21 protein-coding genes are annotated in these 20,197 nt (G+C 54.2%); 7 read left to right on the top strand and 14 right to left on the bottom strand.

Going from position 1 to position 20,197, the window contains the following annotated elements:
- Positions 1–522: 522 nt before the first annotated feature.
- The 9 genes from C8N36_RS20530 to C8N36_RS20490 form a co-directional block, all read right to left on the bottom strand.
- Entirely contained in the window at positions 523–2,025 is a 1,503-nt protein-coding gene (locus C8N36_RS20530; protein WP_097806583.1) for an aldehyde dehydrogenase (NADP(+)), read from the bottom strand.
- Positions 2,026–2,073: 48 nt separating this feature from the next.
- Complete coding sequence (locus tag C8N36_RS20525) at positions 2,074–3,330, bottom strand: TRAP transporter large permease (protein ID WP_097806582.1); 1,257 nt, start codon at positions 3,328–3,330, stop codon at positions 2,074–2,076.
- Positions 3,327–3,878, bottom strand: coding sequence for a TRAP transporter small permease (locus C8N36_RS20520; protein ID WP_097806581.1), 552 nt, complete (start codon positions 3,876–3,878; stop codon positions 3,327–3,329). The genes C8N36_RS20525 and C8N36_RS20520 overlap by 4 nt, the downstream gene beginning before the upstream one ends.
- A 63-nt stretch (positions 3,879–3,941) precedes the next feature.
- Positions 3,942–4,928, bottom strand: coding sequence for a TRAP transporter substrate-binding protein (locus tag C8N36_RS20515; protein WP_097806580.1), 987 nt, complete (start codon positions 4,926–4,928; stop codon positions 3,942–3,944).
- 33 nt (positions 4,929–4,961) lie between these two features.
- On the bottom strand, positions 4,962–5,714 hold the full coding sequence (locus C8N36_RS20510) for an SDR family NAD(P)-dependent oxidoreductase (RefSeq protein ID WP_097806579.1): 753 nt from the start codon (positions 5,712–5,714) through the stop codon (positions 4,962–4,964).
- A gap of 32 nt (positions 5,715–5,746) precedes the next feature.
- The gene (locus C8N36_RS20505; protein ID WP_245911006.1) at positions 5,747–7,441 is read right to left on the bottom strand and encodes a thiamine pyrophosphate-binding protein; all 1,695 of its coding nucleotides are present in this window, start codon (positions 7,439–7,441) and stop codon (positions 5,747–5,749) included.
- Positions 7,438–8,067, bottom strand: a complete 630-nt coding sequence (locus tag C8N36_RS20500) for a hypothetical protein (protein ID WP_097806578.1) — start codon at positions 8,065–8,067, stop codon at positions 7,438–7,440. Before C8N36_RS20500 ends, C8N36_RS20505 begins: the two co-directional genes overlap by 4 nt.
- Positions 8,068–8,087: 20 nt before the next feature.
- Positions 8,088–8,405, bottom strand: coding sequence for an NIPSNAP family protein (locus C8N36_RS20495; RefSeq protein WP_097806577.1), 318 nt, complete (start codon positions 8,403–8,405; stop codon positions 8,088–8,090).
- The gene (locus tag C8N36_RS20490; RefSeq protein ID WP_097806576.1) at positions 8,402–9,871 is read right to left on the bottom strand and encodes an NAD-dependent succinate-semialdehyde dehydrogenase; all 1,470 of its coding nucleotides are present in this window, start codon (positions 9,869–9,871) and stop codon (positions 8,402–8,404) included. Before C8N36_RS20490 ends, C8N36_RS20495 begins: the two co-directional genes overlap by 4 nt.
- A gap of 246 nt (positions 9,872–10,117) precedes the next feature.
- Between C8N36_RS20490 and C8N36_RS20485 the strand changes: the two genes are divergently transcribed.
- A complete protein-coding gene (locus tag C8N36_RS20485; protein ID WP_211318267.1) occupies positions 10,118–10,966 on the top strand; it encodes a helix-turn-helix domain-containing protein in 849 nt (282 codons plus the stop codon).
- 278 nt (positions 10,967–11,244) lie between these two features.
- On the opposite strand, the gene C8N36_RS20480 is transcribed toward C8N36_RS20485, so the two are convergent.
- On the bottom strand, positions 11,245–11,841 hold the full coding sequence (locus C8N36_RS20480) for a TetR/AcrR family transcriptional regulator (RefSeq protein ID WP_097806574.1): 597 nt from the start codon (positions 11,839–11,841) through the stop codon (positions 11,245–11,247).
- A 125-nt stretch (positions 11,842–11,966) separates the two neighbouring features.
- On the opposite strand from C8N36_RS20480, the gene C8N36_RS20475 reads away from it, so the two are divergent.
- Positions 11,967–12,386: a DUF4345 domain-containing protein gene (locus C8N36_RS20475; protein WP_097806573.1), complete on the top strand. Its 420-nt coding sequence runs from the start codon at positions 11,967–11,969 to the stop codon at positions 12,384–12,386.
- 545 nt (positions 12,387–12,931) lie between these two features.
- On the opposite strand, the gene C8N36_RS20465 is transcribed toward C8N36_RS20475, so the two are convergent.
- The 3 genes from C8N36_RS20465 to C8N36_RS20455 all read right to left on the bottom strand — a co-directional run bounded on the left by C8N36_RS20465 (position 12,932) and on the right by C8N36_RS20455 (position 14,992).
- A complete protein-coding gene (locus tag C8N36_RS20465) occupies positions 12,932–13,951 on the bottom strand; it encodes an IS110 family RNA-guided transposase (protein WP_097806572.1) in 1,020 nt (339 codons plus the stop codon).
- A gap of 267 nt (positions 13,952–14,218) precedes the next feature.
- On the bottom strand, positions 14,219–14,779 hold the full coding sequence (locus C8N36_RS20460; protein ID WP_097806571.1) for a substrate binding domain-containing protein: 561 nt from the start codon (positions 14,777–14,779) through the stop codon (positions 14,219–14,221).
- 12 nt (positions 14,780–14,791) lie between these two features.
- A complete protein-coding gene (locus C8N36_RS20455) occupies positions 14,792–14,992 on the bottom strand; it encodes a LysR family transcriptional regulator (RefSeq protein ID WP_097806570.1) in 201 nt (66 codons plus the stop codon).
- Positions 14,993–15,442: 450 nt separating this feature from the next.
- Here C8N36_RS20455 and C8N36_RS20450 point away from each other — a divergent pair, with 450 nt between their 5' ends.
- The 5 genes from C8N36_RS20450 to C8N36_RS20430 all read left to right on the top strand — a co-directional run bounded on the left by C8N36_RS20450 (position 15,443) and on the right by C8N36_RS20430 (position 18,903).
- The gene (locus tag C8N36_RS20450) at positions 15,443–15,667 is read left to right on the top strand and encodes a hypothetical protein (RefSeq protein ID WP_097806569.1); all 225 of its coding nucleotides are present in this window, start codon (positions 15,443–15,445) and stop codon (positions 15,665–15,667) included.
- Between the two features lie 21 nt (positions 15,668–15,688).
- Complete coding sequence (locus C8N36_RS20445; protein WP_097806568.1) at positions 15,689–15,916, top strand: hypothetical protein; 228 nt, start codon at positions 15,689–15,691, stop codon at positions 15,914–15,916.
- Positions 15,917–16,257: 341 nt separating this feature from the next.
- Positions 16,258–16,977, top strand: coding sequence for a glutathione S-transferase family protein (locus tag C8N36_RS20440; RefSeq protein WP_370739170.1), 720 nt, complete (start codon positions 16,258–16,260; stop codon positions 16,975–16,977).
- Between the two features lie 85 nt (positions 16,978–17,062).
- Positions 17,063–18,592 (top strand): glutamate synthase-related protein, encoded by a 1,530-nt coding sequence (locus C8N36_RS20435; protein WP_097806567.1) that lies wholly within the window; start codon positions 17,063–17,065, stop codon positions 18,590–18,592.
- A 56-nt stretch (positions 18,593–18,648) separates the two neighbouring features.
- Positions 18,649–18,903, top strand: a complete 255-nt coding sequence (locus C8N36_RS20430) for a hemerythrin domain-containing protein (RefSeq protein ID WP_255253628.1) — start codon at positions 18,649–18,651, stop codon at positions 18,901–18,903.
- Positions 18,904–19,624: 721 nt separating this feature from the next.
- On the opposite strand, the gene C8N36_RS20420 is transcribed toward C8N36_RS20430, so the two are convergent.
- Positions 19,625–19,879 carry a hypothetical protein gene (locus tag C8N36_RS20420; protein ID WP_097806564.1) on the bottom strand — a complete coding sequence of 85 codons (255 nt, stop codon included), beginning with the start codon at positions 19,877–19,879 and terminating at the stop codon, positions 19,625–19,627.
- Between the last annotated feature and the right edge of the window lie 318 nt (positions 19,880–20,197).

Genomic DNA, 20,197 nt, shown 5'->3' with positions numbered 1-20,197 from the left:
GCCATTCAGCACTGGGTTGGAAAAGCCCCGTCGCTTTCGAACGCAAGGTGGCTTAAACGAGCACTAGGAGCGGCACTAAAACGTGACAGGTCCAAAGTATCCCTGCACTTGGGGTGACTTTGCAAACTCCGTTATCTGCGCATTGCTGCCCTTCACATGTTCGGTCGGTGGTCGGCAGCGAGCCGCGAGCCGCCGAAGGACCGGTGTCAACCCAAAGTGACTACTGTCTGATGGCTGCGAACGGCATTTCTGCAGCTGCCAACTGTTTGCCTCGACTTCCCTAGAGCGGGCATTCATACTCAACAAGACTGATTTTGACGGTCAAAGGCGGCTTGGAGCCCTCTTTGACGGATGCTGCACAATGACCCAATGGCCGCAAAGGCATGAAAATCGGACCTTGGCAGCGATAGTCACCACCCAATCTGCCCTTGTTCAGCAGATCGAATGCCGCGGATTGTGGAGGCAGATTATGCTGGGCTACTTGTGAATGCCCAGCGAGTGCCCGCCCCAATTGAGATCAAATCAGTCAGGCAAAAGCCCAAGAGGAATGTCTTGGTAACAAACTGGCCTGATGAAACGCCTGATCGACATGGTCCCGACAGACGTCGCTCCGAAGTTGGTAGAGGCCGGATAAGGTCCACCATGAACCATCGCCTCGCTGACCTCGACGCCTGTAGGGAAGCCATTGGCCAAGATGCGTCCGGCCTTACGTTCCAAAATCGGCATCAGAGATTTAGCGACGTCTTTGTCGGAGGCATCCATTTGTAGTGTACATGTCAGCTGGCCTTGCAGTGCATGTGCCACGCTGCGCATTTGATTTACATCGTCGGCGAGGACGATCAGACCAAGCGGGCCGAAAACTTCTTCACCCAAGTCCTTATTGGTCAACCATTGTGCGGCGGTCGTTTGATAGAGGAAAGGTGTGGCATCGCGCCCATCACAAGTTGTCGTCAGTACGGCCTGAACGCCGTTGCTGGCTGCGATGCGCGATTGTCCTTTTCGAAATGCTGATGCGATCCCATCCGTCAGCATCGTTTGCGCAGCCGTCTGTTCCAGCGCTTTGGCTGCTGCTGTGGCAAACGCGTCGGCCTGATCTTTCAGGATCACAACAATACCGGGATTTGTACAAAACTGGCCCGCCCCCATCGTCAGGGAACCTGCCCACCCTGTACCAATGTCAGCCCCTCGTGCCTTAGCCGCAGCGGGAAGAATAAACATCGGGTTGATTGAGCCAAGTTCGCCAAAGAAGGGGATGGGTTCAGCTCGCCGCGCGCAAAGGTCAAACAAGGCACGGCCCCCGCCTAATGATCCTGTAAAGCCGACCGCTTTAATCAGTGAATGCTGCACCAAGGCTTGCCCGGCCTCAAGATTGCCACCCTGCACTAATGAGAAAACGCCGGGGTGCATGTCACATTTGACGATTGCTGCGTGGATCGCTTCTGCGACAATCTCGCCGGTGCCGGGATGGCCTGAATGGCCTTTGACAACCACCGGACACCCCGCCGCCAAAGCAGCAGCCGTGTCGCCGCCAGCGGTCGAAAATGCGAGTGGGAAATTGGACGCGCCAAACACTGCGATAGGGCCGATGGGCCGCCCAATCATTTTCAGATCTGAGCGCGGCAATGGCGCACGTTCCGGCATTGCTTCGTCATGTCGGCGATCCAGGTAGTCCCCTACCAGAATGTGATCCGCAAAAAGGCGCAGTTGGCCTGTTGTGCGACCACGTTCCCCTTGCAGGCGCGCCTCTGGTAGGCCTGTCTCTTGTGTGCCTATCTCGGTGATCGCGTCGCCGCGCGCCTCAATCTCATCCGCAATTGCGTTCAAAAATGCAGCGCGGTCTTTACGCCTGGAATACCCAATTGACCAAAAAGCCTCTTCAGCGGCAGTGACGGCTTGATCTATGTGATCAGGCGTTCCGACTGAGAATTCATATGCAGAGCCCTGTGCAGGTTCTGAGGTGAATTTGCTTTCTCCCGCAACCCAGTTTCCGGCGATCAGATGTTTGCCATGTGGTGTGAATGTCATGTCTTTTGATGTCCCATTGGTGACTAATTTTCATAATTTTTTGATTGCTCAGCGGATGATCAATGCCGGAAACACGCTGATCAGAACCACGACCACAGCGGCAATAGCCACAAAAGGCAGCGCCGATTTAAAGATCGCCCCGGCTCTTACATTTGACACCGTTGCGGCGACGTAAAGCGCGACACCTACGGGCGGCGTGACAAGGCCCAAGGTCAGGTTCAGACACAGGACAATCCCCAGATGATAAGGATCGATTCCGTAAACCGATGTCGCCACCGGCAGCACAATCGGGACGACCATAATCAGCGCAGGAATGCCATCAATCACCATTCCAACCAGCAGCATGATGATGTTCAGCAGCAACAAGAAGAGGATAGGGTTGTCAGCAATGAAGACAATCCAGGCGGCCAAGCTTTGCGGGATCTGACTATAGATCAATATCCAGCTAAAGACATTTGCCGTGGCCACCATGAACAGCACAAGTGCGGCATTGGACCCTGCTGTCAGCAGCATTTGCGGGATGTCCCGCTCAACCAGTTCGCGTGTCACGAACTTGCCGATCAGATAGGCCATGACAGCAGCAATAGCCGCGGATTCGGTTGGCGTCGCCAATCCCAGTGTAATGCTGCCAATAATCGACGCCGGAATGACCAACGTTATCAAGCCATCGCGAAGCAGTGCGATGCGCTCAACCCGTGACAATCGAGGGGCCTCGGGAAACGGATTGATCAACCCCATAATGAAGATCACAACCATGAACCCGCCAGCCATCATTAACCCCGGAATGATGCCAGCAATGAAAAGATCACCAATGGAAATTTGAGCGAGCACCCCATAGACTACAAACATCATGGAAGGGGGAATAACGGGCGACAAAAGCCCGGCAGCCGTTGTCGTGGCAACGGCGAAAGTCTTTGAATACCCTTCGCGTTCCATTTCGGGCACCATAACCTTTGACATGATCGCAATTTGCGCTGTAGCCGACCCAAGGATCGACGCCATCATCATGTTTGCAAGGATATTCACATAAACTAGGCCACCCTTCATGGTCCCGACAATCGCGCGGGCCATGCCAACCAGCCGAATGGTGATACCGCCTCCGTTCATCATTTCCCCAACGAGCATGAACAGAGGGATTGCCAGCAGTCCGTACTTACCGATGCCTGACATCAATTGAAGCGCGTAGGATCCGATCAAGGCAGTGTTGCCCGCATCAATCAGATAGGCGGCGGCAGAGACGGCCAGAACAACCCCGATTGGCGCACCAACAAACAGCAATACGACAAAGACAATGGCGGTGATCATTTTGGTGTGCCTAACGTGGTTTCTGCACGTATGTCCTGAATGAGACAGGCCGCGCTGTGAACCAATAATGTGAACGCGAAAAGCGGCATCACAAGGAAGAACCACACTCGGCGCACTCCGATGGTGTTGGTGACCTCTTGGTAGATGCTGTTGTAGGTTTCTTCAAAAAACCCCTGCAATTGAAACCCATTTCTTGCCAGAGTCAGCGGGTCAAACCAAAGCCAGGTGGCATAGGCCAAAAACAGAGCAAACAGCACATTCACGCATTGAACGAAGATCGACATGCGACGGCGGATCTTGTCGGATACCGCATCGGACACAAGCGTGACAGCAAAGTTTCGTCTTTGCGCAAACATCAGGCTGGACCCGATAAAGGCGAAGATAACCATCAAGTTGATCGCAAGCTCGTCCGCCCAATACAAAGACGAATTCAGTGCACGTGCTGCGACGTTGACAACCATCAAAAGCAATACGGACGCCACCAACACCTTTAATGCGGTGGCCTCAATTCTGGTTATCTGGGCCGACAATTTGACGATAGAGTTCATAATAACTGCCTCTTGTAATCCGGATGAACCGCCTGTTTAGGAAAAACAGGCGGTTCTTGCTCTTTACATCAAAGCCGCGGCTTCTTCGCGCAGACCAATGATGGATGGTGCTTTCGGCTCCCAGATACCTGCCCATTCGCTCAGCGTATCTCCAAAGAACGCGGGCTCAGCCGTTGTGACGTTCATTCCCGTGCCCTTAAGATCATCAAGCCACTTGGGTTCAAACTCAATGTACTGACTAAAGAGCCAATCGATCTGCTCCGAAACGGTTTCCGACAACATCATCTTTTCCTCATCGCTCAGAGCGGCCCAATACCGACCCGATACGACGGCGACGACGGGGAACATCATCTGGCTTGTGGTCTTGAGGTTCGGAGCCTGATCATACAGCTTCAATTTCCAAGCCAGTTCAAGATCGATATCTGCACCATCGACCTGGCCATTTGCCAAAGCGTCAAACAATCCCGGCAAAGGCACCGGAGTTGGAGCGACACCCATCAGTTCGTAAAAGTCACGCAAGGCTGCAAAGGGTGTAATCCGGTATTTACGGCCCGAAAGGTCTGCGGATGTTTGCGCCTCATCCCGAGAGATGAGATGGCGCATGCCGCCCAGACCAAAGCCAAGCCCCTTCATGCCCAAGGTTGAGAACTGATCAAGCATACCTGTCGCGGTGGCACCTGTCAGAAGCTTTGAGGCATGGGTGACATCCGGCACAAGGTAGGGCGCAAACAGCGCACCCATATCGTCGATGCGGTTAGAGAATTCGGCGACCGTCAGAAAACCCATCTCTAGACCACCAGCCTGAATCTGCTGGATCATTGTCGCTTCGTTGCCAAGCTGCCCTGATGGGAACACTTGGGTTTCGAACATCCCGCCACTTTTTTCAGCAAGTGATGTACCAACTCGGTCCATTGTCTGGGTCCAGAAATGGCTGCCCGGTGTGATCGTGCCGATCCGCAGCGTTTTCGCCGATTGTGCCCGAACCAACCCAGGTGTTGCCAAAGCGGCAGCAGCCAGTGTTGTTGTTTTCAAAAATGTACGTCTTTCCATGTCGTATCCTCCCGGTTTTGTTGATAGAAAGTTCTAGTGAAAGTAAGCACCGCCATCGACGACAAGCGTTTGGCCAGTCATGAATGCGGCTTCGTTTGAAGCGAGGAAAACCACTGCGCCGACAACATCTTCGGGCAGTTGATCGCGGGCGATAACGCGCGATTTCAGCGAAATTTCCTGCAGCTTCTCGATTTGATGTGGGTTTGCTTTGACCCCGTCCGACATTGTGAAACCGGGCGCGACCCCGTTGACCCGAATGCCATCTGCGCCAATCTCTTTGGCCAAAGCTTTTGTCATCGCGTTGATGGCGCCTTTGCTGGCAACATAGTGCAGCAGATAGGGCACGCCTTTGAAGGGTGTCCCTGATGACATGTTCACAATCGAGCCTGCACCTTGCGCCTGCATGGTGGGTAAAACGGCAGCAGTCACCAAGGCTTGGCCCATCACATTCACATTCAGAACCTGTTGCCACTCATCAGGCGTGATCTTGGAAAACTCGGTGAGTTTCAGCGTGGAATAAAGCCCCGCATTGTTTACCAGCGTGTCGATCCGACCAAAGGCATGCACCGCAGCTGCAGCCATCGCTTCACATGAGGCAGGGTCTGAGATGTCACAAGTCACGCCAATGGCCTTGGCACCAGTTGCCATTATCTCGGCAGCCGCCGTTTCGGCACCTGCAACATCCGCAATCACGACCGCAGCCCCGTCCCTGGCAAATCGATCCGCAATGGCGCGCCCGATACCCATTGATCCGCCCGTCACGATTACAACTTCTTGATGATCCATTGATTTTCCTCCCGAAATTTCTGGCATTGCGACTATGTCGACTGCGCCGCCCGCCTGATGTCTTCTATTGTCAGCGTGGGCGTGATCAGCTCAGGATCCACCTGCAGCTCGATCAGACTTGGCCCCTCATGGGCGCAGGCACGTTCCCACGCACCCGCAAACTGATCGGTTTTGGTCACGGTTTCACCGTGACAGCCATAGGATTGCGCGAGGGTCGCAAAATCAGGATTGACCAAATCAGTAGCACTTACGCGGCTCGGATAGTGCCGTTCCTGATGCATGCGGATTGTGCCATACATCCCGTTGTTAACAACAATCACCGTCAGATTTGCATTGTACTGCACGGCGGTCGCAAGTTCCTGACCGTGCATTAGAAAACACCCGTCACCGGCAAAACAGACCACTTGCCGATCAGGCATGACACGCGCCGCAGCAACAGCAGCCGGTAGCCCATATCCCATAGATCCCGAAATCGGTGCAAGCTGCGTGACATAGCGGCGATGTCTGTGAAACCGGTGCACCCAAACGGTGTAGTTTCCGGCACCGTTGGTCACGATCGCATCTTTTGCAAGCGCCCCCTCTATATGGCTCATGACCTCTGACATGGCCAAATCACCGCGCCCCTTGGGCAAGGTCGACCAAGCAAGGTAATCCGCATTGCATTCTGCAACGGCTACCTGTCGGTTGCTCAGGTCAGTGTCTGGACCTGCACAGCGCAACAGCGATGCAATGACCTCATCAGGAGGGGCTGCAATACCAAGCTGCGGTTTGTAGACGCGGCCAATCTCATCTGGTTCAGGGTATACATGGATAAGATGCTGAGCGCACTTCGGAATACCAACCAACGAATATCCACTGGATTCCATTTCGCTGAAACGTGTGCCGAGCAATATCAAGACATCCGCGTTTCTGATCCGAGCGGCCAGATTTGGGTTGATGCCGATGCCTGAATCGCCAGCATAACAGGGGTGCTCGTTGTCAAAGTAGTCCTGACACCGAAAGGAAGCAGCGACGGGTACGGCCCATTTTTCAGCGAATGCTTCCAAATCGAGGCGTGCCTTGTCTGACCACACACCTCCACCGACTATGATAAGCGGGGCTGTTGCTGTCGCGAGCGTATTCAAAAACTGGTCAGCATCATGCGCAGTGATTGTTGCGCGCGGTGGCTTCGCGGCCCCTAAATTCGGCACTGGGGTTGTTGCGAGTTCGGTCAGCATATCTTCTGGTAAGGCCAGCACCACGGGTCCGGGACGCCCTGACATAGCCACGTGAAACGCGCGCGACACCATTTCTGCCATGCGGCCCGGGCTATCAACCTCTGCCACCCACTTGGCGACCTGACCAAACATCCGGCGATAGTCGATTTCCTGAAACGCTTCGCGCTCGCGCATGTCACGGGCCACTTGACCAACAAACAGGATCATTGGGATCGCGTCCTGACGGGCGATATGCAAACCGGCCGACGCATTTGTCGCCCCCGGCCCGCGCGTCACCATGCAAATGCCGGGTCGCCCGGTTAGCTTACCGGAGGCCGCAGCCATCATCGCCGCACCGCCTTCCTGGCGGCAAACCGTCAGTTTGATTTCAGGTGCATCTGTCAGGGCATCAAGCACCGACAGATAGCTTTCACCTGGCACAAGAAACGCGTGCTTCACGTCCTGCTGGCCCAGACATTCAACCAAACTTTGAGCGCCTGTCAGAGCGATATCTTGATGCGAGATGTTCACAGGGCTAGCCCGATCTCACCAAAGTTTCGATAGGATTGCGACTTGGGTTTTGCGCGGTCTTCTTCGTTCACATAGTGGATAGATGATTTTCCAAGCAGCGTTTTTGGCAGCACCATGGCGCGAATGAAACGGCTTGGGATGTCCTCAACGGCTTGCAAGAAAACCGGCTCTGGCCCACCTTCGAACCATGCGCCACCGGGGCCAAAAGCGGTTGACGACCCTTCGGTATCAATCCGGACGTGGCCTTCACGAAGGCAGCGAATGCCAGGCCCCTGATGCGTATGCAGCATGGCTGTTCCGGCGGGCGGGAACGCCACACTATCGAGCCGCAGAAAGCTTTCGGAAATCGCCAAAGCGTCAGGCACTGACCCTGACAGCTTGTGGGCAACCCTGTGCGTGGACGCTTGTTGGTCTGTGCCCGACAAATCCCAACGCCACAACGATGCGCCTTCTGGTCCTGCAACAAGCGTTACCGGCCCATCAGCAACAAGTCCGTCGTCACAGGCAATGTCCTGTCCATCGGCCGAGATTTTGCCAGCAGTCACATAAATCGCCCGCGCAACGGTTTCTGAAAACGTGACCTCCTGCCCAGCCGCAATATTGTCTTCGAACAAATGAAGTTCCATCTGTAACTCTCCTTAAAACTCTAAGATTTTGACTGCATGAAGGGCGCAGGGATCAGCAATTTGTTTTCCTGATAGCGCACGAGCGGGCGGATTTTCTTGACGTAGGCCTGCCAGTCGGGATCGCCGGCTAGCGCTTTGCGCCGCGTGGTTCGGTCCGCAAGATCAGTGTAGGACCACATGTGCACGATTTGATTTTGAGGGCCAAATTCGACCTGATAGTAACCAAGCAGGTTGCCCAGAATACGTGTCTGTACGGCAAGCCCTTCTGTTTCATAGAGCTTGAGATATGTAGGAACCTGGCCGATATGCAGGGTGTAAATGCGTTCTTCGACGATCATGCTGCTGCCCCCAAACCTGCGAGGCAGATGTATTTAAGCTCGGTCCAATCATCGATGCCATACTTTGATCCCTCACGGCCGATGCCGGATTCTTTGACGCCACCAAAGGGGGCGACTTCGGTTGAAATGAGACCGGTGTTTACGCCGACGATACCGACCTCAAGCGCGTCAGCGACGCGAAAGATCCGACCAACATCCCGGCTATAGAAATAACCGGCAAGGCCATAGGGCGTATCGTTTGCCATCGATATGGCGTCTTGTTCATCGCGGAACGTCGAGATTGCCGCGACAGGGCCAAATAACTCTTCGTGGGCCAGATCCATTTCCGTCGAAACGCCCGTCATCACAGTTGGCTGGAAATAGGTCCCACCAGCCTCGTGTCGCTTGCCGCCCAGGTGAATCTTCGCACCTTTGTCAGTTGCATCAGCGACAAGGCGTTCAACTTTTTCCAAGCCCCTTTCGTCGACCAAGGGGCCCATTTCTGTTGCTTTCTCAAGCCCATGGCCGACTTGGATTTGCCTGGCGCGCGCGCTTAGGGCAGCCACGAATTTGTCGTGAATGCTCTCCTGCACAAGAATGCGGTTTGCGGCGATGCAGGTCTGACCCGAATTTCGGAATTTGCAGACTTGAATGCCGTCCAACGCGGCCTCAATGTCCGCGTCGTCAAAGACGATGAAGGCGGCGTTGCCGCCAAGCTCTAGGCTGATTTTTGTCAGGTCGCCGGCGCAGTCACGCATCAGTTGCTTGCCTACGGCTGTAGATCCAGTGAACCCAATCTTGCGCACCAACGGACTATCAACCAATGCCTTTCCGATTGCGGGAGCATCTTCGCGCGCGCCTGTCACCACATTAAAGACACCTGCTGGCAGCCCTGCCATTTCACCCAATGCAGCAACCGCAAGGGCAGAGAGCGGTGTTGCTTCGGCAGGTTTCAAGACCATACAATTACCGGCGGCCAGTGCGGGTGCCGCTTTTCGCGTGACCATGGCCACTGGGAAATTCCAAGGCGTGATGCCACCGACTACACCAAGAGGGTTGCGGGTCACCAATATGCGGGCGTCATTGCGGTGGGGCGGGATGATATCGCCATAAAGCCTACGGCCCTCTTCGGCAAACCAGCTTAGGAAACTAGCAGCGTACTCGATTTCCCCAAGGGATTCTGCAAACGGCTTGCCCTGTTCCTGCGTCATCAGCCGGGCCAGATCATCCGCATGCGCGCGCACTAATGAAGCCCATTTTTGAAGCACCAATGCGCGTTCGGCAGCAGTTCGGCTGCTCCAGTCAGGAAATGCGGCATGCGCCGCTGCAATCGCCGCGTCCGTTTCTTCCGCGCCCATGCGCGGAACTGAGGCCAATACATCGCCCGTCGCGGGGTCGGTTACGTCCAGACGCTTGTCCGAGGATGCAGCCACCCATTTGCCACCGACATAGCAGTCTGTTTTCAAAAATTCTGGCAGTTTCACCACGATGGATTCCCCTAGCTTTCGCGTGTCGCAACACTGTTCTGTTGGAACGAAACTAAGGGATCAGATCAGGTTGGTCTTTGGCTCACCAAATCGCAATTTACCTTTTTGTCCGATTGTTTTGGTGGGCGAGATCATGAATGGGCTATGTCGGGGCGGACATCTGGGCTTGGGGTAGCTTTCGCCGCCCTCAGGTGATATTTACCTTTTTGTCCGATCTTGTTGAGCGCGCTGCAGAAGGGAGACAGCTTGGCCGATGCACTAGGAATCGCTGTTGGCGCATTTGGGCGGGTTGCTCTTTTGTCCGCAACGGAATCCGTTCAGGATCATGCTCATTCTCAGGTTCATGCGTTGATCAAAATTTCCGGAGCAGACACAAGCTTCCTGGTTGATGGGCAAACCACCCCAATGACGGATCGTCAAATGGTGTTGGTCAATCCATGGATCGTCCACTCCAATGACAGAGAGATCGGCATCGAACCCACAATCTTGTTGGCGCTCTACATAGACCCGCTGTGGTTTGGTGAGCAGGGCAATCAAATTGTAGCTGGCTTCCACAAATTGCCCTTTCATCAGGTGGCAGCCGAGGTCAGTCCTGAATTGCACAGTCAAGCTCGGTACCTAGCGGATCAAATGGCCGACTTTCACACCGAAGAAGATCATTTTGACCCATTGTTGCGCGAATTAGTCTTTTCAGTCCTTCAGTGTTCGAAAACAGATGCTATCTCGGATGTAAGTTCTCAGCGGAATTTCGCGAGCGATCCCCGCGTCCGCAAAGCAATAAAGATCTTTCGAGAAGAGCCTTCAAAAGAAATAGATCTAAGCGAAGTCGCCAAAAACGTCGGACTGTCTCGCTCGCAATTCTATTCACGGTTTCGATTGTGTACGGGACTTAGCCCTAGAACATATATCGACACGCTGTGCTGCGAACGGGCCGCCGGTCTGCTCAGTAACCCAGAGATTTCAATCGCAGAAATCTCTGAAATGCTGGGTTTTTCTGCTCAAGGTCATTTCACTCGGTTTTTTAAATCCAAAACTGGCGTATCACCGAATAATTTTCGGATGGGCCATATAGAAGTCGGCAGAGTTCTTAGATGAGATAACGTTTTACGCTGTCCCTAGCTTGCGAGCGCATACTTCCCTAGATCGTTTTCCGTGCAAGGTTGAATTTTCCGCTGTCTTCTACAACCGCGATGCGCCAGAAGCAGACATCGGCGCAGGCGCGGCGAATTGGTGCTTTGTCCCGCACTGCTGACCTCCGGCCCGTGAATTCATCGATTTGACCCACCAAACTTGTCATATGACCGCTCTGAGCCCACACTCACCGATGCTGCGCGATGACTGAATGTCTGCTTTTCCTCAAACTGCGAGTTGGTTTACGTACTGATGCTCGATAGCAGCTGATTGGTCATCGAGGCTGCGTCGGCCCATGGGTAGTCAGGCATGGTATTCATGCAAAGAGCGATACCGATCAAACCAGATATAAGTGTGTCCGTGCTCATTTTAACGTCATGTTCCTCCGGATGAACCTCTCGGATAAAACCCGAAAACATCAAGAAGTGTGCCAAGGTATCTTCGTCCATAATGAACGCACTCACATCCGCCCGTGTCACATCGTTAGACATAAAGACAAGTCGAAAATGATCGGGGTGATCAATCCAATAATCGACAAAGGCTTGGGCGGCTGCCCGCAGCCGTTCACGTGCGTCAACGACCGATTTCAGCTTTTTCTCGATATCATGAGACATGTCCCTGAGTACGTCTGCCCAAAGGAATCTTAGAATATCCGTCTTGCCCTCGAAATGCGCATAGATTGTCATCGGGGCGCAGCCGACCTCCTTGGCCAATCGACGTATTGAAACCGCTCCGAAGCCTTCCACGCGGTAAATCTCAAGCGCGTGCTTCCCGATCTTTGATCGGAACTCCTGAATTTCTGCCTTGCTGCGGGTTGGCCTGCCAGCGGTTCTAGCCATGATTGGGCCCTTTCAGATTTATTTTAGTACGCGTCCCAAATAATACTTGCCTTGTCAAGATTGTAATAATATAGAACGCGTACCAAATATTAATCGCCCATCGGGCATGATTGAGGAAAAGCGACATGAACAAGACAAACTTACTGAACGCGGTTGTTGTGATCATTGGCGCTGCCATTATCTTTCTAGGCCTAAATATCGGCCTGGGTGGGATTAGGACACTGGGGTGGCAATCGACGCGCGATTTTGTTGCGATCACGGATGCGGCAACTTTTCATGCCCAAGACAGCCACATACGGTTCATTGGTGGCGTCTGGTTTGGCGTCGGTGCTGTGTTCATGATTGGCGGCTTTGCAATGCGCAGGTTTCGCTCAACCTTGATTATTCTATCGGCTATGATCGCAATCGCGGGTCTGTTTCGACTGAGCGGCATGGACACTGAGGTAGTATTCAGCTCTGCCATTGCCCCGTCACTGACTTTTGAGTTGGTGGGTTTTCCACTGCTTGCTTGGTGGCTGATGGTATCTGGCAAACGAGACGTTTAAGTTATGAAGGGCGAGAAACCCTGATAGCGGACAGTTACTCGATTGACTTGGAAAGCTGGTTTGTCCGCATGTCCGTCATCTAGCCCAGATCTTTGCTGCAAGAGACGCCAATGACCGGTCTTCTTGCAGCGTTGCAGCGTGTTTATGCTGAAGTGGCTGGGTGAGGCCCCGACTTTGCAAAGCTCACTTTCTGCGCACAGCTGCCCTTGGTGGCCTATACTGCATAGTTGGCCTGACCATTTGCGGTTGAATGGCCGCTTCTGCCCGTCCGGCACGGAGCCTTCGCAGAAGCAGCTAAGGTCTTGTGTGGATGGCTCCTGCATAGCAAGACATATTTGATCCGATTTGTGCATTAGTCAGAAGCAGTCATGTGTCCGGCCTGTTTGCGGGGTTTTGACCGCTGGCTCTGATGGGTTCCGCAAACCAAGTCCCTTACAGCTTAGCGGGCAATTGCGCCCGGGACCTTAGACGGGGTGTCTTGGTTTTGGCGGCAGACTTATGCACTATCATCTCGCGGGTCTTGCTAACTCGTTGTTCTTTCTCCTTTAGGCCGTGTGGGGGGGGTATGGTTTGTTGCGGGTTAGTACTGCCCAGACGATCCGAGCGGTCTTGTTGGCCATAGCGACAGTCGCCAAGCGCGCTGGTTTTCGTTCCAGGAGCGATATCAGCCATTTGCTTGCACGTTCCGGGTGCGACTTGGTCTGTCGAACAAGCGATGTCATGCCAACGACCAACAATGATCTTAAGTATTGGTCGCTCATTTTAGTGATGCGCCCGAGCTTCTCTTTGCCGCCGCTGGACTTGTTCGCAGGCGTTAGACCCAGCCATGCTGCAAATTCCCGCCCATTACTGAACTGATGTCCGTCACCAATACTAGCGATTATCGCGGACGCTGTTACAGCACCAACGCCCGGAATGGTCCGCAATAACCGCACCCGCGCGTCTTCCTTGGCGACCAACTTGAGCCGATCTTCATACCATCGGATTCGAGTGTGAAGCACCATGAGATGCTCACACAGATTATGGATCACCTCATTGGCAATATCGGGCAGGTCCAGCGTTTCGCCGCTCAAAATATCCTCCGCAAAGCCGACCACCCGCGCGAGGCCTTTCGCGATATAAACGCCGAACTCAGAGACCATACCGCGCAAACCATTGATCAGTTGTGTGCGTTGGCTGACAAGCAAACTTCGGGCGCGATGGAGCGACAACAAGGCTTGTGGTTCAACGGTTTTAATGGCGACAAATCGCATTGTAGGACGAGTAACTGCCTCACAAATGGCTTCTGCATCAATGGCATCAGACTTGCCGCGCTTCACGTATGGCTTCACACAAATCGGTGGGATCAACCGAACCTCATGACCAAACTTCGTCAACTCACGTGCCCAATGATGCGCGCTGCGGCAAGCTTCCTTGCCAATCAGGCAAGGTTCAATTTTTGAGAAAAATGGCAACAATTGTACCCGTCTCAAAGGCCTGTTGAAGACAACCTCTTCATCTTTCGTAATCCCGTGAACCTGAAAACCGTTCTTGGCCAGATCAAGGCCGATTGTGGTAACTTGCATTGGGTGGCTCCCCTATAAGCAGATATAAACATCTGCAGTATGGCGCATTGCGATGCCGGTTGGAGCAGGAGCCATCCACCCCATCAGGTTTCCACCCAAAGTGTCTAAGGTAGCGAACGGCCAAGCCTGTATCCGAGGAGAGGTTGCACTACATCTGATGGTGGTTCAGAGCCCAACCTCATCTATGCTACGAGATGGATAAATCTCTGCATTGCTATCAGAACGACTGCGATCCGATATCTCGTTTACTTTTGGAACCAGTCATTTTCAGTTGTTCAACGGCACGCAGCTTTCGCTGAGTGCATCAATCATTGTCCTCATGCGCTTGTTGACGCGGCGCTTGCTGCTGTGAACAACGTAAATGCCGTAGTCCGCGTGCTTGAGATGGGTGAACACTGGGATTAGGTTGCCCTTTTGGACCTCGCTATCGACGACGAAAAGTGACAACCGAATGATCCCGTCATCATTTACAACTGCATCCAGCAGAAACGTCCCGCAGTTGGACCATAAGGCGGGGCGAAACTTTAACGTCCGGCGTTTCCCATCGTGTTCAAAAGCCCAAGTCGCACGGCGTTCTGATCCGTGGTGCAAGAGCGGGTGGTCTGACAATTCCTCGATGCTTTCCGGCAGCCGATGGGTGGCGGCATATCCTTTGCTCGCGGATAGCCCGTGCTGCATGGTGCCGAGCCGATGGCAATGCAGACCGTGCAATTCGGTGACTGTCACGCGCAACGCGAGGTCGCAGTTTTCACTATCCAGATCAACAGTCCGGTCATCGAAGTCTATGGTCAGGTCGATTTTGGGATGACCTCGGGCGAACTTGAACAACGTCGGCTTGAGCTACGCCAGTCCGAACTCACGGGCGATGCTGATGGACCGCGGCCCCTTCAACGTATGACCAACTTGTAAGAAGTCGGAACCTAGTTCATCGACTTCTGCCACCATTTGGCTGACACGTTGAAAAAGCTTTTGTCCGGCGCGCGTTATCTCTCGCAAGCGGGGTTGGCGGTCGATCAAGCGGACAGAGTAGCGGTCTTCCATTTGGGCCAACCTGCGCCTGACGGCTGACGGCTGATTTGGCGATGCTCATCTCTTCCGCAGCCCAGGCGATCCCGCCGCTGTCTACGACTTTCACGAAAGGGCAGGGTCTTCGATCTGGCCCATGGTTAGAATGCTCCGTTGATTAACGCGTGTATGGCTTCGGCTTGAAGGTCCGTTCTGATACGATGGCCGAGCCTAAACGGAAAGCATATCAGTGTTCCCATTTTGCGATCCTTGGGGTCACCTTTTTCTGGCTAGAGAGATTTTCGGCATCTGTTTGTTTGCGACCAGTCCAGTCACAAACCCGGAGATACTCATGAGACTGACAAAATCCATTTTGACCGCGAGCGCCTTGGCGCTGGTTGCGGCCAATCCGGCTATCAGCTTGGCCGCGCACAGGCCTTTGAAGGGCGCACAATCTTAACCAACCTTGATGTTGAATTCGCTGCCATGCAAGGCATTGAGCCAGAGCAGATCGTGATCAACGGCATGGTGGCCCATAAGCCCAGCAAGCAAATATTCCCGTCGGTGCATCGTGGGCACGGGCCGGATGCAGAGGCGGTGATCGTGTCGATCAACAACGGCGCGCTTGAGTTGGTTGATCTGGCCAGTGACGATCATTCCTCTATGTCGGTTGGGCCTGTTCCCACCTCTGCTACGCTGGAATTCGGGTAACCGCTCAACACGCTTTCGATCATGGAAATCGATTACTACAAAGGCGAATTGCTGATCGCCGGTGTGTCGAACGAGGAGTTTGGTTCCGAGCTGCGGCGCATGCCATTCCCCTTTAATGAAAAGATCAGCACATCATGCATCGAGATTTGGCATGCTGTTCATGCGCAATTCGGGACCCGTGCCCCAATCATCACCCAGACGGTGGTTGAACTGGACGGCGTTGCGACCTTGATCGCGATCTACGCCTGAACGCCCATCGTGAAGATCCCGTTGTCTGAATTGACTGACGGTGCAGGAGTGAAAGGGGTAATGATTGCTGAGATGGGTTTTGGCAACATGCTACTGGACACCTTGCCCCTCAGGCCAGAAGCTACAAGCTGATCATCATTTCAGAACTCGAGTAAGTTTCTGGCTCCACAATCGGCGCAGCTCTTGATGCGACTGCGGGCACCATCGGGTCCAAACAAGGCCCGATCATGCTCATTTTCAACACTACGAATTGGATAAGTAGGAGGCACATCATGGGATTGCTGTAGAACGGCGAATGCGTCGACAATTGGTACGACACGAAATCAACGGATGGGCACTATGTGCGCAATCCGTCCGCCTTTCGCAATTGGGTCACAGCAGATGGCAGCGCCGGACCGTCCGGAGTGAGCGGGTTGAAGGCAGAGGCCAGGCGTTTCCATCTTTACGTGTCGCTTGCCTGTCCTTGGGCGCATCGCACCTTGGTCTTCCGTGCGCTGAAGGGCGTTGAGGATATGATCGATATATCATTTGCGCATTGGTTCATCGGACCGGATGGCTGGACTTTTACACCCGGCGATGGATCAACGCCGGGCCCGATCAACAATGCTACGTTTCTGCATCAGGTCAATACCGCTGCCAAACCGGATTTCACGGGGCAGGTAACCGTGCCGGTCCTGTGGGACAAACAACAAGGAGCGATCGTCTCAAACGAGTCCGCAGATGTTATCGGTATGTTCAATGCGGCCTTCGACGACATCGGCGCGGCCCCCGAGGGCTATTGCCCTGAGGGCGAGCGCGAGGAGATCGACGCCCTCAACGCTCGCATTTTCGACACGGTCAATAACGGGGTCTACAAGGCGGGTTTGCGACGACGCAAGCTGTCTATGAAGACGCATTTGATCCGGTTTATGTCGGACACTTCAAATGCAATCTCCGTCGCATCGCCGACTATCCTAACCTCTCGGGATATCTCCGCGATCTGCATCAGCATCCATGCGTCGCGGCGACTGTCGACATCGCCTACATCAAAAACCACTACAACGGCAGCCATAACACGGTGAACCCGATCCGCGTCGTTCCTAAATGGTCGACTGTTGCCTATGCTGCCCCTCATGACCGTGCCTCATTGATCAAGGAAGCTTCAGTATGACCCAATCTGTTCCCATCATTGCCGCCAAGGCCCCCGCGAAAGCCGATTTGGAGGCAGGCAAAGAATATTTCTGGTGCCGCTGTGGCCGCTCCAAAAGCCAGCCGTTTTGTGACGGATCCCACGCCGGCACCGGGATTGAGCCGCTGAAATTCACGGCCGACAAGGATGGCGCGGCGGCCTTGTGCCTATGTAAATCCAGCGCCAATGCGCCGTTTTGCGATGGATCGCATACGCGGCTTGGCGAGGCCGCGGTGGGCGGTGCGGCCCCTGCGCCCAAGACAGACATCCCGCAGGCCACACCGACTCCCGAAGAACCCACTGTTGCGCGTATCCATGCGTTGGCCAAAGATGGGCTGTCCAAGCTCGGCCACCATGGCGAAATGGGCGCAATGGGCGTGCCGCGCAAGGACCTGCCCCATTGGGACGATATTCAGGTTTTGCCTGCGCAAATGGCCCGCAAACCGCTGCTTGATGAAGCTAGTGTGGCGACCTCGGTCATCATTGGGCCGCGTGCAACCAAACCCTTGCAGCTGGATATCCCGCTCTTTGTCTCGGACATGAGCTATGGCGCACTGTCCGAAGAGGCCAAAACTGCACTGTCCCGCGGGGCGCAGATGGCCGGAACCGGCATTTGTTCAGGCGAGGGCGGGATGCTGCCTGAGGAGCAGGCCGAGAACAGCCGATACTTCTATGAACTCGCCTCCGCTGGCTTCGGCTGGTCGTTGGATCATGTCGAAAAGGTTCAGGCTTTCCACTTCAAGGGCGGCCAAGGAGCAAAAACTGGCACCGGTGGGCACCTGCCCGGGGATAAGGTGCAAGGGAAAATCGCCAAGGTACGCGGGCTGGAGCCGGGGCAGTCTGCGATCTCGCCTTCGACCTTTCCTGAACTGCACACTCCGGCTGACTTCAAACGCATCGCGGATCAGGTGCGTGAACGCTCGGGCGGTATTCCGATCGGGTTCAAACTGTCCGCGAACCATATCGAGGATGACATCGACTTCGCGCTCGAGGCCAGCGCAGACTACATCATCCTGGATGGACGCGGCGGCGGCACAGGGGCGGCCCCGCTCATTTTCCGCGACCATATCTCGGTGCCGACGATCCCGGCATTGGCACGGGCGCGCAAGCATCTGGATGCGCGGGCGGGACGCGAGGTGACGTTGGTGATCACTGGTGGGCTGCGTGTTGCGGAAGATTTCGCCAAGGCGATGGCCTTGGGTGCGGATGCCGTCGCAGTCAGCAACTCTGCCATGCAGGCCGTCGGCTGTATCGCCGCGCGGATGTGCAACTCCAACAACTGCCCTGTCGGTGTGGCCACACAAAAGCCGGAACTGCGCAAACGGCTGGATGTGCAGGTCGGCGCTGAACGGCTGTCGCGTTATTTTGGTGCAAGTGTGGAACTAATGCAGGTTCTGGCTCGGGCCTGCGGCCACGACAGCTTGTCGGGCTTCACCCAACGCGACATCACTTCGTGGAAGCGGGAAGTCGCAGGGCTTAGCGGAATTCGTTTCGCAGGCGTGACGTAGGTGCAGACCCGACACTGGCTTGGCGTCCATCAGAGTTTCCGCGGGTTTATAAGCGGGTGAGGCGGGACGCAGATGCGCTCTTGAACAGGGACATGGCACTCGACGATTATGCCGGGCGCTTGTCCTACTGCGGCGGAAATCTGGTCGGGAACCTGCATGGCCATCATGCCTGGGAAGCTTCCAGTTACTTCCCCGAACTTTCGAGTGCTGGCCCGCGTTTTGATGCGGGGCAGGAGGTACTAGAGAAGAACCATGCCGGTCTTGACCGCGTGCTGGATGATTTCACCTGTCAGGCCAACCGTGTCATCTAACTGGCCCATCTGGATGAGTTGCAAGCGGGTAAAGAGGCGGAAGGCGTGCATCGGGCCGGTGCGGTGATCGAAGCCTTTTTGAAACGCAATCTTGGTGCTGAGGATGAACTGGAGGTGCTCATCATTTACACCACCGGTTAAGAAGGCGTGGGGGTTTGCATGAGAACAAATTGTGATGGAAGAAGATTAACCCAAGGTCCCAGAACGCCGCGCGCGTGTTAATTAGTAAGCGGCGTGAGTGGCCTTCGGGTGTGATTTGGCGGCCCGAACTTTCCTGCGGAGCCGGGACGTTATCACTTATTTGTCGCTCCGAAATACCAATTTCGACAAAGGGTTACGGACGACTTCACAGCTGAAAAATTAGTCCCAATTCGTAGTTCCTTTTCAAATGTGGCTTTTAATCACAAGTCAACCGGCACGTCGGAACGCAAGTAAATGCCCTGTAGTCTTCTTCATCGGGACAAAATGGGCTGATTGACCGACGCCGCATCTCTGGTGAAATCTTTTGCCAGCTCTTCCCAAAATGAAGGGACATCGTCCCAGAGTAAAATATCTTCCATGAAAGTCCGCGGCATCATCGTAGGTATATAGTCCTGTTGAGTCTTTGGGTTCTGCATTCTCGTCGCCGTTGTATGCCTGTTCTTTATCAGGCGTTTGAGGCGTCTTGGCTGGTTGATGACGACAAATATTGCATACCGGTCGAGCGAGATTGAGTAGTTGATCACCCAAGTTTGCCCTGCCATAGGATCCAAAATTTCCTTTCGTTTGCACCAAGTACTGCAGGCACGATGATCTCGTCGGCGATAAACAGATATAACTGGGATTGTGTCATACACACTGCTTCTTGATATGCTTTGGCATCAAGAAGTGTTTTGGTTTCTGAAAGAAAATGCTGTGCTTCTGCAGCATCAAACAAGGCCCAAGCGTGGGGACACTTTTGCATCGCTTCGCTGAACAGGCCATCAGCTTGGAGCATCTTTCGAAGTCGGCGCGCATCAATACCTGTTGGTTTGCACGCAGTCTTTTCTGAGTGTAGGCGTCGTTTTGTGATCGGCTCTCCAAGGAGTTCATCTCTTGGTCCAAGCGGCTATGTTTCTAGAAAATGTTCTTAGAGAAATGGAAAGAGTTTTTTGGACCGTCACTCGGACCGCAGGTAATTCTTGTAGGTCACGCAGGGCTTGGTGAATGGCCACCCCATCTTGCAAAGCAACCTTGAATCCAAGCTCATAGACAAGCCAGAGATCATCATGACACACGCGAGAGGGTTCTGTCATGAGCCGGCGCAACACTGCAT

Source organism: Pelagimonas varians, from assembly GCF_003208435.1.
Lineage (GTDB): Bacteria > Pseudomonadota > Alphaproteobacteria > Rhodobacterales > Rhodobacteraceae > Pelagimonas > Pelagimonas varians.
The sequence above is the reverse complement of the archived record's forward strand: the minus strand, read 5'-3'. Positions and strand labels throughout refer to the sequence as shown.